At 61.4% G+C, this 14,455-nt stretch carries 17 protein-coding genes; 6 read left to right on the top strand and 11 right to left on the bottom strand.

What is annotated here, in order from left to right:
- The first annotated feature begins 317 nt into the window (after positions 1–317).
- Positions 318–1,934, top strand: coding sequence for an inorganic phosphate transporter (locus ACI77D_RS06895; RefSeq protein ID WP_407016286.1), 1,617 nt, complete (start codon positions 318–320; stop codon positions 1,932–1,934).
- A gap of 123 nt (positions 1,935–2,057) precedes the next feature.
- Here ACI77D_RS06895 and ACI77D_RS06890 read toward each other — a convergent pair whose 3' ends face one another.
- The 3 genes from ACI77D_RS06890 to ACI77D_RS06880 are packed head-to-tail and all read right to left on the bottom strand — an operon-like array spanning position 2,058 to position 4,724.
- Positions 2,058–3,032, bottom strand: a complete 975-nt coding sequence (locus ACI77D_RS06890; RefSeq protein WP_407016285.1) for a biotin-dependent carboxyltransferase family protein — start codon at positions 3,030–3,032, stop codon at positions 2,058–2,060.
- On the bottom strand, positions 3,029–3,907 hold the full coding sequence (locus tag ACI77D_RS06885; RefSeq protein WP_064453829.1) for an allophanate hydrolase subunit 1: 879 nt from the start codon (positions 3,905–3,907) through the stop codon (positions 3,029–3,031). The genes ACI77D_RS06890 and ACI77D_RS06885 overlap by 4 nt, the downstream gene beginning before the upstream one ends.
- 58 nt (positions 3,908–3,965) lie before the next feature.
- Positions 3,966–4,724 carry a 5-oxoprolinase subunit PxpA gene (locus ACI77D_RS06880; protein ID WP_064453830.1) on the bottom strand — a complete coding sequence of 253 codons (759 nt, stop codon included), beginning with the start codon at positions 4,722–4,724 and terminating at the stop codon, positions 3,966–3,968.
- A gap of 105 nt (positions 4,725–4,829) precedes the next feature.
- Between ACI77D_RS06880 and ACI77D_RS06875 the strand changes: the two genes are divergently transcribed.
- On the top strand, positions 4,830–5,747 hold the full coding sequence (locus ACI77D_RS06875; RefSeq protein ID WP_407016284.1) for a LysR family transcriptional regulator: 918 nt from the start codon (positions 4,830–4,832) through the stop codon (positions 5,745–5,747).
- Here the strand turns inward: ACI77D_RS06875 and ACI77D_RS06870 are convergent.
- Positions 5,744–6,640 (bottom strand): LysR family transcriptional regulator, encoded by an 897-nt coding sequence (locus ACI77D_RS06870; RefSeq protein ID WP_407016283.1) that lies wholly within the window; start codon positions 6,638–6,640, stop codon positions 5,744–5,746. The genes ACI77D_RS06875 and ACI77D_RS06870 overlap by 4 nt on opposite strands.
- Positions 6,641–6,746: 106 nt before the next feature.
- Between ACI77D_RS06870 and ACI77D_RS06865 the strand changes: the two genes are divergently transcribed.
- Positions 6,747–7,505 (top strand): SDR family NAD(P)-dependent oxidoreductase, encoded by a 759-nt coding sequence (locus ACI77D_RS06865; protein WP_064453832.1) that lies wholly within the window; start codon positions 6,747–6,749, stop codon positions 7,503–7,505.
- Between the two features lie 50 nt (positions 7,506–7,555).
- Positions 7,556–8,461, top strand: coding sequence for a LysR family transcriptional regulator (locus tag ACI77D_RS06860; RefSeq protein WP_128589758.1), 906 nt, complete (start codon positions 7,556–7,558; stop codon positions 8,459–8,461).
- Here ACI77D_RS06860 and ACI77D_RS06855 read toward each other — a convergent pair.
- Complete coding sequence (locus tag ACI77D_RS06855; protein WP_064453834.1) at positions 8,448–8,888, bottom strand: multidrug/biocide efflux PACE transporter; 441 nt, start codon at positions 8,886–8,888, stop codon at positions 8,448–8,450. The genes ACI77D_RS06860 and ACI77D_RS06855 overlap by 14 nt on opposite strands.
- 88 nt (positions 8,889–8,976) lie before the next feature.
- Between ACI77D_RS06855 and ACI77D_RS06850 the strand changes: the two genes are divergently transcribed.
- Complete coding sequence (locus ACI77D_RS06850; RefSeq protein WP_221295523.1) at positions 8,977–9,831, top strand: LysR family transcriptional regulator; 855 nt, start codon at positions 8,977–8,979, stop codon at positions 9,829–9,831.
- A gap of 365 nt (positions 9,832–10,196) precedes the next feature.
- Here ACI77D_RS06850 and ACI77D_RS06845 read toward each other — a convergent pair whose 3' ends face one another.
- Genes ACI77D_RS06845 through ACI77D_RS06830 form a run of 4 tightly spaced genes read right to left on the bottom strand, consistent with a single transcriptional unit; the run spans position 10,197 to position 12,723 of the window.
- Positions 10,197–11,408, bottom strand: coding sequence for an RNA polymerase sigma factor (locus tag ACI77D_RS06845; protein ID WP_407016282.1), 1,212 nt, complete (start codon positions 11,406–11,408; stop codon positions 10,197–10,199).
- Positions 11,405–11,881: an SRPBCC family protein gene (locus ACI77D_RS06840; protein ID WP_407016281.1), complete on the bottom strand. Its 477-nt coding sequence runs from the start codon at positions 11,879–11,881 to the stop codon at positions 11,405–11,407. The genes ACI77D_RS06845 and ACI77D_RS06840 overlap by 4 nt, the downstream gene beginning before the upstream one ends.
- A gap of 35 nt (positions 11,882–11,916) precedes the next feature.
- On the bottom strand, positions 11,917–12,261 hold the full coding sequence (locus ACI77D_RS06835; RefSeq protein ID WP_064453838.1) for a YciI family protein: 345 nt from the start codon (positions 12,259–12,261) through the stop codon (positions 11,917–11,919).
- 42 nt (positions 12,262–12,303) lie between these two features.
- On the bottom strand, positions 12,304–12,723 hold the full coding sequence (locus tag ACI77D_RS06830; RefSeq protein ID WP_407016280.1) for a YybH family protein: 420 nt from the start codon (positions 12,721–12,723) through the stop codon (positions 12,304–12,306).
- Positions 12,724–12,871: 148 nt separating this feature from the next.
- Between ACI77D_RS06830 and ACI77D_RS06825 the strand changes: the two genes are divergently transcribed.
- On the top strand, positions 12,872–13,384 hold the full coding sequence (locus tag ACI77D_RS06825) for an N-acetyltransferase (protein ID WP_064453840.1): 513 nt from the start codon (positions 12,872–12,874) through the stop codon (positions 13,382–13,384).
- 52 nt (positions 13,385–13,436) lie between these two features.
- Here the strand turns inward: ACI77D_RS06825 and aac(6') are convergent, their stop codons facing one another.
- The gene (gene aac(6') / locus ACI77D_RS06820; RefSeq protein WP_407016279.1) at positions 13,437–13,889 is read right to left on the bottom strand and encodes an aminoglycoside 6'-N-acetyltransferase; all 453 of its coding nucleotides are present in this window, start codon (positions 13,887–13,889) and stop codon (positions 13,437–13,439) included.
- Positions 13,890–13,946: 57 nt separating this feature from the next.
- Positions 13,947–14,429 carry a GyrI-like domain-containing protein gene (locus ACI77D_RS06815; RefSeq protein ID WP_064453842.1) on the bottom strand — a complete coding sequence of 161 codons (483 nt, stop codon included), beginning with the start codon at positions 14,427–14,429 and terminating at the stop codon, positions 13,947–13,949.
- Between the last annotated feature and the right edge of the window lie 26 nt (positions 14,430–14,455).

Genomic DNA, 14,455 nt, shown 5'->3' with positions numbered 1-14,455 from the left:
CTGGGCCGGCATTCCGGGCGTTTGCCAGAAGTGACCCGCCGTAAGGGCGGAACCCCAAGCAGCCGTTACCGCAGCAACGGATATGTACTCAATCTACCTAACCCCCTCACAGGCTTAAAGCGACCCAAAGAGTTGCGCAGATACCTATGGCTATCGCAGGCAAGCCAGCCCCCACAATGATCTCACTATGACATTAGTTTGCCGGGGTTTGCAGACCAGCGGCAGCCTCATTCCTCTAAACACTGACCTACCGCAGCATCTCTGTAACATTCTGCAATGATCATGAATGCCATCCTTCCCACACTGGATGCTCCGGCATGGCCACCCCTTCCCTGACTGCCTCCTCCACCGCCTCACACGCTGACCCCAAACCCAGGCTGGACAAGAAACCCGGCCTGTTGACGGTGATCATGTTCTTCGCCGTGCTCGCCATGGGCCTGTTGTTCACCGCCTACAGCCTGATGCACGACATGCACGAACTCGGCACGGTGGTCACCACCTGGACGCCATTCCTGCTGCTCGGCGTAGCGCTGCTGATCGCGCTGGGCTTTGAGTTCGTCAATGGCTTCCACGACACCGCCAACGCGGTGGCGACGGTGATCTACACCAACTCGCTGCCGCCGCATTTTGCGGTGGTGTGGTCGGGCTTTTTCAACTTCCTCGGCGTGCTGCTCTCCAGCGGCGCCGTGGCGTTCGGCATCATCGCCCTGCTGCCGGTCGAGCTGATCTTGCAGGTCGGCTCATCCGCCGGTTTCGCGATGATCTTCGCCCTGCTGATTGCCGCCATCCTGTGGAACCTGGGCACTTGGTGGCTGGGCTTGCCGGCCTCGTCGTCGCACACCCTGATCGGTTCGATCATCGGCGTCGGCGTGGCGAATGCCTTGATGCACGGGCGTGACGGCACCAGCGGCGTGGACTGGAGCCAGGCGCTCAAGATCGGTTATGCCCTGCTGCTGTCACCGTTGATCGGCTTCGCCTTTGCCGCCTTACTGTTGCTGGCCCTGCGCGCCTTTGTGAAAAACCGCTCGCTGTACAAAGCGCCGAAGGGCGACACCCCGCCGCCATGGTGGATTCGCGGCATGCTGATCGTCACCTGCACCGGCGTGTCCTTCGCCCACGGTTCCAACGATGGCCAGAAAGGCATGGGCCTGATCATGCTGATTCTGGTCGGCACCCTGCCGATGGCCTATGCGCTGAACCGCACCATGCCCGCCGAGCAGTCCTTGCAGTTTGCGGCGGTGGCCGAGGTGACCCAGGTCGCCCTGGTAAAAAACGCGCCGCAACTATTGCCGGGCGACCCGCGCCCGACTCTCTCGACCTACGTGCGCACCAAGGAAGCCACGCCGGACCTGATTCCGGCCCTTGCCGCCCTCGCCGGCCAGATCGGTGATGAAGTAAAAGGCTACGGCTCCCTGGCCAAAGTCCCCGCCGAAGCCGTCGGCAACGTGCGTAACGACATGTACCTGACCAGCGAGACCATTCGCCTGATGGACAAGGACAAGGTCGGCAATTTCGACGCTGACACCCAAGGCAAACTGCAATTGTTCAAGCAACAGATCGACAATTCCACGCGCTTTATTCCGCTGTGGGTGAAGATCGCCGTGGCCATCGCCCTCGGCCTGGGCACTATGGTGGGCTGGAAGCGCATCGTGGTGACCGTGGGTGAGAAGATCGGCAAGACCCACCTGACTTACGCACAAGGTGCGTCGGCCGAGACAGTGGCGATGCTGACGATTGGTGCAGCGGATATGTTCGGGCTACCGGTGTCGACCACCCACGTATTATCGTCGGGTGTGGCCGGGACCATGGTCGCGAATGGCGGCGGGTTGCAGATGAAGACCATCCGCAACCTGCTGATGGCCTGGGTGCTGACCTTGCCGGCGGCGATCTTGTTGTCGGGCAGTTTGTACTGGCTGTTCACCAAACTGTTCTGACACAACCCCGCTTAAAAATGTGGGAGCTGGCTTGCCTGCGATGGTGGCGGGTCAGCTTCCCTATCTGTTGACTGATCCACCGCTATCGCAGGCAAGCCAGCTCCCACAAGAGTTTATGGTGTGTCAGGAGGTGAACAGTCCAGCCATTGCCTTCAGCCGTTTTTTGTACACCCGCCGCGCCTCCAGCGCTTCTTCCAACGTCACCGCCACAAACCCCGCCCGTTGGTTCGGCTGCATCTGCCCGATCAAGTCCAGGTCTGCACTGATCACCGTGCCGATCATCGCGTAGCCACCGCCCGACACCGCATCCCTGTGCAGCACAATCGGTTCCAACCCCGCCGGCACCTGGATCGAGCCAATCGGGTAACAGCTGTCGACGATATTCGACGGGTCGGAGCCCGCGCCAAACGGTTGCTCCCGGGGCTGAAAGCTCAACGCACTGCCGCCTTTGAAGCGATAGCCGATGCGGTCCGCCTCGGAACCCACGGTCCACGGCTCGGCAAAAAAACTGCTCTTGGCCGCGTCTGTCAGGCGTTCGTAATACAGGCCCGGCACCACGCGCAACGTCACGTCACCACCAACTGAACGCCGCAGCGCCATCGGCAAACTGTTGCCGGCACGGCCCTGGCCGCTCGGCTCACCGATCGGCAGTTCATCCCCTTCCTGCAAGCGCCGCCCCTGAAACCCACCGAGTGCACCGAGGGTGTACGTCGAGCGACTGCCGAGCACCCGCGGCACATCAATGCCACCGGCCACTGCCAGGTAAGTCCGCGCGCCGGCCTTGGGAAACTCAAAGCGCAAGACCTGCCCGGCACGCACCTGGAACGCGGTGTCCTGGTGCACCACTTCACCGTCCAGGCGCGGCGACATGAGTGCACCGCTGAGTGCCACCAGCGCGTCCTGTCGGAACTCAAGTTCGGGGCCGATCAAGGTGCATTCCAGGCCCGCCGCACCACTCGGATTGCCCACCAGATGGTTGGCCGCACTCAACGCGTATTGGTCCAACGCGCCCGACGGCGGAATGCCCAAGTGGTAATAGCCTTCACGGCCGAGGTCCTGCACGGACGTGGCGAGGCCGGGTTTGAGGATTTTGATCATGCCAGCGCCTCCTGCAGGGTTTTCGGATAGCCGACGGGGTCGGCGAGAAAGGCGTCGAGGGAAAATTCCACCGGGCGGATGCGCAAGTCGAAACGTCCTGCGTCCACCTCGGCAACTGCCAGGTCATAGGCCTCGCGGTCCATGGGTTTGAACTGCACGATGTCACCGGGCCGAAAGAACACCATGTGTTCCTTGAGGTACGCCAACTGCTGGGCCGGGTCGTAGATGGGTGCCGGGGTCACCCCAAACATCTGGTAACCACCGGCGCCGCGCACCGAGTAGATGCAGCCAAAACAGCCACCATGGCCGAGGGTCAATTTGGGCGTGTCGGTGCGCGGGCGCAGGTACTTGGGCACCTGTAATTGCCGTTCACGCTCGACCATCTGGAACATGAACGGCAGGCCCGCGACAAAGCCGACCATCGACACAAACCACGGCGCGCCACTGTGGGCGGCGATAAACGCGTCGACGTCAGCCAAGCCATTGATGCGCGCCGCGTATTCCAGATCAGTGCCTGTGGGGTCTTGATGCCGGTCGCGAAAACGCATCAGGGTTTCATGGGTCCACGGGTCGTTATAGAGCACCGGGATTTCGATGATCCGCGTGTGCAAGGTGCGTTCGGCCACCGCCTGGGCTTCAGCGCTCTGCACGGCGTCGAGCAGCACATGCGGCGCGATACGGTCGGGGTCGAAGCGAATCTGGAAAGATGCATTGGCCAGGCACACATCCAGCACGCCTTCCAGCGCCAGGCGCTCCACGGCGCGGGTCACGGCCATGCCTTTGAAAAAGGCCTCCAGGGACATGCTGTCGCTGACCTCGGCAAACAGGTGTTCATCACCGCCGAAGCTGTAGCGGATGGGGGACGTTTGAGCCATGTCTGTTCCTCTTGGAGTCATTGTAGAAAGGCAGGCAAAAAGTACAGGTTGGACCTTCTTATTGAGGCGTTCTGACGACAATGCCCGCCTGGTCCAAGGCTTCGCGGGTGGCCTCCACCAATTCCAGGGCGCCGGGGGTGTCGCTGTGCAGGCAGATGGAATCGAATTCGATCAACAGGTCTTCGCCTTCCACGGTGCGTACGCGCCCGGTCTGACAGGCACGCAGGACCCGCGCCGCGACGGTGGCAGGATCAAGCGCGCGCACAGTGCGCGTAAATACAATGGAGCCGCTCAGATCGTACTCACGGTCGGCGTAAAACTCGCGCACCACCGGTTGCCCAAGCTCTTTGGCAACGCGCCAGATGACCGAGTTGGGCATGCAGTACAGCAAGAGTGTGGGCTCAATGATTTGCAGGTTTTGCACCAGCAGCCGGGCAGCTTCTTCGTCGCGGGCCAGGTGCATGTAGAGCGCGCCGTGGGGCTTGATGTGTTGCAGCGTGACGCCTTGGGCGCGGGCGATTTCGCGCAGGGCGCCGAGTTGGTAGAGCATGTCGTCCACCAGCTCCTGGGCCGGTGCATTGATATGCCGGCGGCCAAAACCCACCAGGTCGCGAAAGCCCGGATGCGCGCCGATGGCCACGCCGAGTTGCCTGGCGCGCGCAACGGTACGGCGCATGGTGCCGGGGTCGCCGGCGTGGAAACCGGTGGCGATATTGGCCGAGCTGATATAGGCCATCAGCTCCGCGTCAACGCCATCGCCGATGGTCCAGGGGCCGAAGCCTTCGCCCATGTCTGAATTGAAATCCACTGCCTGCATCGGGAATTGCTCCGCCAAAGGTGATGCCAGGAAAGTAGGCTGGGGCTTGACCCCTTGGGAAGATCTATTATCAGATGGCCTGTCTTCTGAAAAACAGATAAAGCCATGTCCCTGACGTTGCGCCAAGTCCGCTACTTTATCGCCACCGCCGAAATCGGCCAGATTTCCCAGGCGGCGATTCATCTGAACATCTCCCAGTCGGCGGTGACCACGGCGATCAAGGCGTTGGAGGCGATGCTCGGCGTGCAGCTGTTTGTGCGCTCGGCCCAGGGCATGAACCTGACCGACGCCGGGCGGCACTTTCTCAACCGTGCCTACGTGATCGTGCGCAGCGTGGATGACGCACTGAACAGCCCGCTGCCGGACTACCGCGCCAGTGGCGTGCTGCGTGTCGCCGCCAGCTACACCGTGCTCGGCTATTTCCTGCCCCACCATTTGCAGCGCATGGAACACTGGCACCCGGACGTGACCATCGAGGTGTTCGAACAGGAGCGCCAGGCCATCGAACACGGCCTGCTCGACGGCCAGTTCGACATGGCCGTGGTGCTCACCGCCAACCTCACTCACCCGGATATCGTTTCCGAAATCCTGTTCAATTCGGAACGCCGCCTATGGCTGCCCAGCCACCATCCCTTGTGCGAGCGCGGCGCCGTCAGCCTGGCCGATGTGGCGCAAGAACCTTACATCCTGCTCACCGTCGATGAAGCCGAACACAGCGCCATGCGTTACTGGGAACAGGCCGGGCAAACGCCCAAGGTGCGGCTGCGCACCAGTTCGGTCGAGGCCGTGCGCAGCATGGTTGCCAACGGCAGCGGCGTGGCGATTCTGTCGGACCTGGTGCACAGGCCGTGGTCTCTGGAAGGCAAACGCATCGAAACCCTGACCGTGACCGACCCTGTAGCGCCCATGAGCGTCGGCCTGGCCTGGCACCGCGAACGCGCATTTACCCCCGCCATGCAGGCCTTTCGGGACTACTTCCACGACGCCTTCCTCGCGCCGCAACAATTGTCGGCACGGCGTTAGAGCTGCGATTGCAACGTGGCGGCCAGCCAATCCATAAAGACCCGCACCCGCTGCGGCACATGCCGCTGCCCGGCGTACAGCAACGACACGTCCAGCGCCGGCGCCGGATAGTCCGGCAAGATGGCCACCAGCTCGCCGCTGTCGAGTAAATCGCGAATGCCCAGCACGGGAACCTGGGTAATGCCGAAACCGCCCAGGCACGCCGACTTGTACGCATCGGTGCTGTTGACCGTGACCCGCCCGGCCATCGGAACACGGTGCACTTTGTTGCCGTGCTGGTATTCGAAACCCGCCGAGCGTGCCCCCAATGGCCGCACGTAATGCACCAACTGGTGATGCGCCAGATCGGCCAGGGTCTCGGGCATGCCATAGCGCTGAAGGTACCCGGCGCTGACACAGTTGATCATCGGCATGCTGCACAACCAACGCGCCACCACCGACTGATCAGGCTGCGCGCCCACCCGCAACACGCAGTCGAAACCTTCGGCGAGCAGGTCGACCTGGCGGTCGGTGGTGCTGATTTCCAGCTCGATCAACGGGTGTGCGTGCATAAATTCGGGCAGGCGCGGCAGGATCAAATCCCGCGCCATGACGTTGGGCATGTCCACGCGAATACGCCCGCTCAATTGCGCCTCATCCTGGCGAAACAGGCCTTCGAGCTCCTCCATGTGTGACAGCAAATCTTTGCTGCGCTCATACAACACACGCCCGTCCTGGGTCGCTTGCACCTTGCGCGTGGTGCGCTGCAACAGGCGCGCACCCAGCAGTTCTTCCAGCGCCTGCACATGCTCGGACACGGTGGAGCGCGGCAGGCCGAGGCTCTCGCCCGCCTGGGTGAAACTCGACAACTCGGTGACCCGCACGAAGGTCCGCAAAAGCTCAAGCTTGTTCATTGGATTGTTCGCCTTATCCGGCCAGTGATTCCGACTTACCTCTGTTTATCACGTTATGAGCGGACAAATACACTGGCTCGCACCATCACGCTCAGAGGCACTCACCATGACCCGTAAAATCGCATTGATCACCGGCGCCAGCCGCGGCCTGGGCAAAAGCGCTGCGCTGCATTTGGCGGCACAAGGCGTCGACATCATCGGCACGTACCACAGCGCGGCGGGCGAAGCCCAAGCGGTGAAGGCACAGATTGAAGCCCTGGGTGGCCGCGCCGCCATGCTGCAACTGGATGTGAGCCAGAGCGGTACGTTCAATGACTTTGTTGGCGAAATCGCCTCCGTGCTGAAAGATGTGTTCGCACAGGATCACTTCAACTTTCTGGTCAACAACGCCGGGATCGGCGCCCATGCCAGCTTTGCCGAGACCACCGAAGAACAGTTCGACCGCCTGGTGGCCATCCACTTCAAGGCGCCGTTTTTCCTGACGCAAAAACTGCTGCCGCTGATCAGCGATGGTGGGCGCATCATCAATATTTCCAGCGGTCTGGCGCGGTTCAGCCTGCCGGGGTACGCGGCGTATGCCTCGATGAAAGGCGCGGTGGAAGTGCTGTCGCGCTACCAGGCCAAGGAGCTGGGGCCGCGCGGTATCACCGTGAACACCCTGGCACCCGGCGCGATTGCCACCGACTTCAGCGGCGGCGCCGTGCGCGATAACCCGGCGCTGAATGCAATGGTCGCCAACAACACCGCGCTGGGCCGAGCCGGTTTGCCGGACGACATTGGCGGGGCGATTTCGACCCTGTTGGCCGATGGCAGCAACTGGATCACCGGGCAGCGCATCGAAGCCTCGGGCGGCATGTTTCTGTAGGCATTCTGCGCTAGCATCAATGCCTTCAGATCACTGACAGGCAATCACCGATGAGTTTTGATCCAGGCTTGGCCGGCGGTATGGGCGTATTGGCCGCGGTGGTCGACAGCGGCAGTTTCGCCCGTGCCGCCGACAGCCTGGAGATGACGCCTTCGGGGGTCAGCCGGGCGATTTCCCGCCTGGAAAAACGCTTGGGGATTCGCCTGTTCGACCGCACCACCCGCTCGGTGCAATTGACCGATGAGGGGCGGCGCTTCTACCAGCAAATCGCCCCGTTGCTGGCCGGTCTCGAAGAGGCCGCCAACGCGGCGGCCGACAGTGCGCTCACCGTGCGTGGGCGTTTGCGGGTGAACATCGACCCGTACTTCTCGCGATTGGTTTTGGGCCCGGTGTTGGGCGACTTCATGCGCAGTTATCCGCAACTGCAACTGGACCTGCACACCCGTGACCAACTCGGTGACCTGGTCGCCGATGGCTTTGACCTGGCCATTCGCTTCGGCATCCCGCAATCCTCCTCGCTGATCGCACGCAAACTGATGGAAGTGCGCGTGCTCACCGTGGCCTCCCCCGCCTACCTTGAACAATACGGCCGACCGGCCATTCCCCAAGACTTGGAACACGGGCATATGTGTCTGGATTTTCGCGACTCGCAAACCGGGCGTCCGTTTGCCTGGGAATTCCACCGAGCTGGCGAGCAAGTCATCGTGCACACCAATGGCCGCCTGGTGGTCAACGACGCCAGCACGTTGTACAGCGTGTGTGAGCACGGGCACGCGGTGGCGCAAATGCTCGATTTGGGCCTGGCACCGGCGCTCAAGGCCGGCAGCCTGGTGGAGTTGTTTCCAGACTGGCCGGACGAGCGTTTTCCGTTGTACGCCTACTACCCGTCGCGGCATTTGCCCGCCGCGAAGGTGCGGGCATTTCTGGAGTTTGTTGCGTCGCTCAAGCTTGGCTAGGCAGACGTTGCTGGACGATTTTCTCCCGAATCACGTCATAGCCCCAGTGATACACATAGGTGTACGGCAGGAAGAACAGCAGCACGCCGATGTCGAGGATGAAAGCATCCAACAGGCTGATCTTCAACACGCCGGCAATCAGCGGCACCGCCACGATGATCAGGCCGCCTTCGAACAACAGGGCATGCAGCACCCGGGTCCACCCGCCGTTGGCCAGTTGCAGCCGCGCTTTGAGGCGGTCGAACAGGCTGTTGAAAATGATGTTCCAGGTCAGCGCCAGCACGCTGACACCCAAGGTGACTGCGCCCATTTCCAGGGCCGGCCTGCCGGTGATCCAGACCAGCAGCGGCGTACAGATCAACAAGGCCAACCCCTCAAAGCCCAGGGCCTGGCAAACACGTTCAGTAATCGATTTGGTAGGGTTCATAACCCGGCTCCGTGAATGACTAGGGTTGCCATCATTACCCTGCGAACCGATACTTCATAACCAATAACCATCGATAAAGGCGATAGTCATGGCCTCAAATGAAGTGCTGCAGGCGTTTGTGCAGGCGGCCACCCAAGGTTCGTTTTCGGCGGCGGCGCGCAAACTGGGCAAGAGCCAGTCCACGGTCAGCGCGGCAGTGGCGAGCCTGGAGATTGACCTGGATGTGGTGTTGTTTGATCGCAGCAGCCGCAAACCGACGCTCACCCCCGCCGGCCATGTATTGTTGCAGCGCGCCGAACAGGTGCTGGAGGCCAGCAGTCGTCTGGAGTTGGCGGCCAGCCAATTGGCCCAGGGCCTGGAGCCGAAGCTGAGTATCGCCATGTCCGATACATACCAGTCGGAGCGTTTTGAACTGGCACTCAAAGCCTTTGAACAACGCTACCCGGACCTGGAGCTGGAATGGCTGATCGCCGAGTGCGAAGACCTGATCGCCCTGGTGCAAAGCGGCCGGGCGCAGATTGCCTTGATCGAAGCCCAAGAGGTTTACCCGCCCGACCTGACCCGCGCGCCCGTGGCGGAGCGCACGGAAATCGCCCTGTTCGTCGCCCCTGGCCATCCCTTGGCCAATCTGCAAAACATCGACCAGCACGCCTTGCAGCAACACCGTGAATTGCGTCTGGCGAGCATCATCAGCCCCAATGAAACCAGGCCTGCAGGCCGCGTGTGGTCGGCGCCGAGTTTTCTGATGCTGATGGAAATGGCCCAACTGGGTTTCGGCTGGGCAGCGCTGCCGCGCTGGCTGGTGGAGCGCTTCGGCAATGCCGGGCTGGTTGAACTCAACGTGCGCAGTTGGCCGCGTTCGGTGGCGGTGGATGCGCTGTGGTCGCGGCAACACCCGCCGGGGCCGGCGGGGAGCTGGATGTTGGGGCAGATGCTGGAATGATGTTTCCAGGCACCCTAAAGGTCTAACTGGGGGAGCGGGCTTGCTTGCGAAAGCGGCGGGTCAGCCAACCGATGTAGAGGCTGACCTACCGCTATCGCAGGCAAGCCAGCTCCCACAGTTGATCTTCGTGGGCCGGTTATTTGAGTTCGGCCAGGCGTTGCGCTATGAAGCGTTTTTCTGGGGTTTGCTGGGTCAGTGATAGGGCCTTTTTGATACGCCCCAACTGCCGCCAAAACGTGTAAACAACGCTGTTTAATGTGGGAGCTGGCTTGCCTGCGATGGCGGTGGGTCAGCCAACCGATGTAGAGGCTGGCACACCGTCTTCGCAGGCAAGCCAGCTCCTACAGTTGATCTTCGTGGGCCGGTTATTTGAGTTCGGCCAGGCGTTGCTCTAAAAAGCGTTTTTCTGGGGTTTGCCGGGTCAGTGACAGGGCTTTTTCGTACGCCTCACGGGCCTCTTCGATACGCCCCAACTGCCGACAAAACTCGCCGCGTGCCGAATACGCCAGGTGGTAATCCAGCAAATCCCCTCGCCGTAAAATGCTGTCCACCCGCTCCAAACCGGCCAATGGCCCTTGCCACATGGCTACCGCCACGGCGCGGTTCAATTCGATTACCGGCGATGGCACAGCCCTGAGTAACACATCGTAAAGCCCGACTATCTGCGGCCAATCGGTCTCGCCGGCGCTCGGGGCTTCGGCATGTACCGCCGCAATCGCCGCTTGCAGGCAATACGGCCCAAAGCGCCCTGTGGTCAGTGCTTGCTCTACCAACGCACAGCCTTCTGCAATAAGGGACGCATCCCACAGGGCGCGGTCCTGTTCATCCAGCAACACCAACTCACCACCCGCCAAAGTGCGCGCCGCTCGGCGAGATTCGTGCAGCAGCATCAGCGCCAGCAAGCCCATGACTTCAGGTTCCGGCAGCAACGCCAGCAGCAAGCGACCGAGGCGGATGGCTTCACGCGTCAGCTCTTCCCGGGTGAGGTTCGCGCCCATGGACGCCGAATACCCCTCGTTGAACACCAGGTAAACCACGCGCAGCACACTCTCTAAACGCTCGGGTAACTCGACCAGGGACGGCACTTGATAGGGAATCTTCGCCTCGCGGATCTTGCCCTTGGCGCGCACGATGCGTTGGGCGATGGTGGTGGGCGTGGTGAGAAAGGCGCGGGCGATTTCCTCGGTGGTGAGGTCGCAGATCTCACGCAAGGTCAGCGCCGTCTGGGCGTCGGGCGCCAGTGCCGGGTGGCAGCAGGTGAAGATCAGGCGCAGGCGGTCGTCTTCCACGTCTTCCTCACTCCAGTGCGCCGCTTCCAGCGCGTCGGCCTGCTCCTGCAGCAACGGGGTAAAGCGGGCCTGTCGGCGCAGGCGGTCAATGGCTTTGAAACGGCCGGTCGACACCAACCAAGCCCGAGGATTGCTCGGCACACCGTCCTGCTGCCAGCGCTCGACCGCGACGAAGAACGCCTCGTGCAAGGCTTCTTCGGCGAGGTCGAAATCACCGAGCAGGCGAATCAGCGTGGCCAGCACGCGCCGCGATTCGCTGCGGTAAATCACTTCAAGCTGAGGCGTCAATCGGGCATGCCTTGGGTCACCAACGTCACCAGGCGATCCAGGCTCTGGCCCCAGCCGTCATGAAAGCCCATGGCTTCGTGGGCTTGTTTTTCGGCTTCGCTCCAATGCATGGCGCGCGCGGTATAGAGGGTTTTGCCGTCGACCTCTTCGAAGGTGACTTCGGCGGTCATGAAGGGCTTGCCCGACGGAATCCACCCCGGCGCATACGCATCGGTGAACACCAGCCGGCTCGGCGCCTGGATCTCCAGGAACACGCCCTGGGTCGGGTATTCGGCGCCATCCGGCGCGCGCATCAGCGTGCGGAACACGCCGCCGACCCACAGGTTCATTTCGCACTCGGGGGTGGTCATGCCATGTGGGCCCCACCATTGCTGCAACAGCTCGGGGGTGGTCCAGGCGCGAAACACTTTGCTGCGGGGCGCGTCGATCAAACGGCTGATGCGCAGTTCAAATTCGGCGGGTTGGGTGTTCATGGGGTCAACCTCCTCACGTCTTTTGGTTGTGGTCATCAGAGATTCAATTCGCGCACCGGGCGCACTTCCACACTGCCGACCCTGGCCGCCGGAATGCCGCCGGCCACCTGGATCGCTTCATTCAAGTCCTTGGCCTCGATCAGGTAAAACCCGGCGAGCTGCTCCTTGGTTTCGGCAAACGGCCCGTCGGTGATCGACAGCTTGCCATTGCGCCTGCGCACGGTGGTGGCGGTGCTGACCGACTCCAGCGGCTCGGCGGCAAGCATCCGCCCGCTGGCCTGGATAGCCTGGGCATAGGCGAAACATTCCGGGTCTTCGGGGCTGTCCGGCGAGGTGTGCAGCACCTGTTCGTTGCTGTAAATCAGGCAGAGGTATTTCATGGCTGTCTCCGTTTTCGGCTTATCCACTATAGTTCCCGGCGATTAGGGTTCCAGCGCGAACAGTGCGGTACCACTTTCCATATCGAAAGGTGCCGACCAATGCTCATGCACCACACGCCATTGGCCGTTGATTCGCTGATAACCGGCGGTCACACGCATCCAGCACGCCTTCACGACACCGTCCGGCCCGGCCCCGCCGCAATGCGCCAGCCAGTGGGCAAACGCGCTGTCCGCCGCCTCCACCACATGCAGCTCATGAAACTCGAAAATACCGGGCCCGGGGCAATGCTTCATGCATTCGTCCCAGTGTGCGCGGCAGGCGGCCTTGCCCTTGAATTGCAGCGCGGTAACGGCGTCGAACGAGACGATATCATCGGCGTAAAAGCTGACAATTTTGTCGATATCCCGGGCAAGCACGGCGTGCTTCCATTGATCGATCAGTGTGTTGATTGCGGTGCTCATGGCGATACTCCTGGGGGTTGGAAAATCACAAGGGACACCCTTAGTCGAATGCCTCATCCGCCGATCGACAGCCCATTGAAAAATAATTTCGCCCCTGGCAAAGCCGCTAGAATCCACGCTTCTTTGTAGGATTTCGGATGCGCCCCCGATGGAAACCCGCCTCGTTCCCTATGAGACGCTGAGCCTTGTGCAAAAACAGCAGCTCGACACACTGCAAGTGCATCCCGCGCAACTGGCGTTCTCCGGTGATATCTACTGCGCGCTGAACAGCCTGCTGGTCAATCCCAACCCTGCGGCTATCAAAGGCTTCGCCCTGCTCGCCGATGAACTGCCCGTGGCGTTCCTGCTGCTTAAACGCCCGCCTTGCCTGCCCCATTGGGCAAGTGAACACAGCGCCACGCTGCATGCGTTGCAGGTGGACCGACAGCAGCAAGGGCGTGGGTTCGGCAAAGCGTGTTTGCAGGCGCTGCCGGCGGTGGCGAAGCAGGCATGGCCGCAAATCAAGGGATTGGAGTTGTCGGTGGACGCCGACAATGTGGCGGCAATGGGCTTGTATTTGGCCGCCGGTTGGGTGGACAGCGGCGAGGCCTATAAGGGCCGTATCGGCTATGAGCGCAGGTTGAGCTGGGTCTTCAACCCACACGCGCCTGATACCCGCTAAATGTCACGTAAACACGCCGATTGAAGCCCATTTCATGTTTACGTGACAGGGGTTAATGCTTGAGTGTCGCCAGGGGTTTCAAGAAATACACCACGCGCTCGGTTTCGGCAAAGCCCAGGGCTTCATGCATGGCGTGGCTGGCGTGGTTGTCCAACAACGCGTCGGACGCCAGTTCGGCGCAGCTCATGTCCCTGGCCCACTGTTCAACACCCGCGACCAACTGGCGTGCGATGCCTTGGTTACGGCTGCCGGGCGCAACAAACAGCCCTTCAAGAAACGCCACCGGCGAGGTGCTGGTGCCATTCACATAGTCCTCGCGAATCGAGGCTTCGGCGAAACCTTGTGTTTGGCCGTTGGCATCAACGCACGTGAGGACCAAGTAACGATGCGGCGCGTTGAACATCGACAGTGTGTCGCGCTCATTGTCCGCTGCCGAACCCGGCCACAGGGCTTCGCGCAAAGGTAGCCAGCCAGCATGGTCGAGCCAGGTGCAGCGCTTGATCATCGGAGTAACACTCGCAAAGCAATTGGCCGAACAGCATAAAACATCTTCGGACAAGGTTCAGGCCTTGGCCTCGACCGGCAACCAGATTTCCACACTGCCCGTGCCCTTGCGCACATCAAAATCCGCGCTGTAGCGCTCGAAATCCGCCCCGGCGACCTTGTAGGCGGAGTGTGGCAACCACTCGAACATGATCCGCTCGTACGTCTGCTCCAGTGCTTGCACCGGCCCGTAGTGCGGGAACACTGCGTAGTGATGCGCAGGAATTTCGACGAACTCGAAGTTTCTCGGCACATCGCCTTTGCTCGGCACTTCAACCCCGGCCATGTAATCGAATTCGCCGTGATTGGGGTTATGGCAAACCCCATAGGTCATGCCGTCGACGTTACGCTTGATCTCTTTGAAGCAGGTATCAAACAACTCCCACAATTTGGGAATATCACCCACGGTGGCCTTCGAATAACGCCCTTTAACGCCCGCGATCACCATGGCCTTGCCGTCTTCCATGCGTGGCTGCAACGGTTGTGTTGTTTGCTGATCCATCTGAACAGTCTCCTTCTTATGAGGGA

It is taken from the genome of Pseudomonas sp. O39 (assembly GCF_045447295.1).
In the GTDB taxonomy this organism is placed as follows: Bacteria; Pseudomonadota; Gammaproteobacteria; order Pseudomonadales; family Pseudomonadaceae; genus Aquipseudomonas; species Aquipseudomonas antarctica_A.
Note: the sequence above shows the minus strand (reverse complement) of the source record. Positions and strands in the feature narration are given on the sequence as shown.

Excerpts from the sequence above, each read along its gene's own strand:
- ACI77D_RS06895 (WP_407016286.1), top strand. The coding sequence starts at position 318 with ATGGCCACCCCTTCCCTGACTGCCTCCTCCACCGCCTCACACGCTGAC.
- ACI77D_RS06890 (WP_407016285.1), bottom strand. The coding sequence starts at position 3,032 with ATGATCAAAATCCTCAAACCCGGCCTCGCCACGTCCGTGCAGGACCTC.
- ACI77D_RS06885 (WP_064453829.1), bottom strand. The coding sequence starts at position 3,907 with ATGGCTCAAACGTCCCCCATCCGCTACAGCTTCGGCGGTGATGAACAC.
- ACI77D_RS06880 (WP_064453830.1), bottom strand. The coding sequence starts at position 4,724 with ATGCAGGCAGTGGATTTCAATTCAGACATGGGCGAAGGCTTCGGCCCC.
- ACI77D_RS06875 (WP_407016284.1), top strand. The coding sequence starts at position 4,830 with ATGTCCCTGACGTTGCGCCAAGTCCGCTACTTTATCGCCACCGCCGAA.
- ACI77D_RS06870 (WP_407016283.1), bottom strand. The coding sequence starts at position 6,640 with ATGAACAAGCTTGAGCTTTTGCGGACCTTCGTGCGGGTCACCGAGTTG.
- ACI77D_RS06865 (WP_064453832.1), top strand. The coding sequence starts at position 6,747 with ATGACCCGTAAAATCGCATTGATCACCGGCGCCAGCCGCGGCCTGGGC.
- ACI77D_RS06860 (WP_128589758.1), top strand. The coding sequence starts at position 7,556 with ATGAGTTTTGATCCAGGCTTGGCCGGCGGTATGGGCGTATTGGCCGCG.
- ACI77D_RS06855 (WP_064453834.1), bottom strand. The coding sequence starts at position 8,888 with ATGAACCCTACCAAATCGATTACTGAACGTGTTTGCCAGGCCCTGGGC.
- ACI77D_RS06850 (WP_221295523.1), top strand. The coding sequence starts at position 8,977 with ATGGCCTCAAATGAAGTGCTGCAGGCGTTTGTGCAGGCGGCCACCCAA.
- ACI77D_RS06840 (WP_407016281.1), bottom strand. The coding sequence starts at position 11,881 with ATGAACACCCAACCCGCCGAATTTGAACTGCGCATCAGCCGTTTGATC.
- ACI77D_RS06835 (WP_064453838.1), bottom strand. The coding sequence starts at position 12,261 with ATGAAATACCTCTGCCTGATTTACAGCAACGAACAGGTGCTGCACACC.
- ACI77D_RS06830 (WP_407016280.1), bottom strand. The coding sequence starts at position 12,723 with ATGAGCACCGCAATCAACACACTGATCGATCAATGGAAGCACGCCGTG.
- ACI77D_RS06825 (WP_064453840.1), top strand. The coding sequence starts at position 12,872 with ATGGAAACCCGCCTCGTTCCCTATGAGACGCTGAGCCTTGTGCAAAAA.
- ACI77D_RS06815 (WP_064453842.1), bottom strand. The coding sequence starts at position 14,429 with ATGGATCAGCAAACAACACAACCGTTGCAGCCACGCATGGAAGACGGC.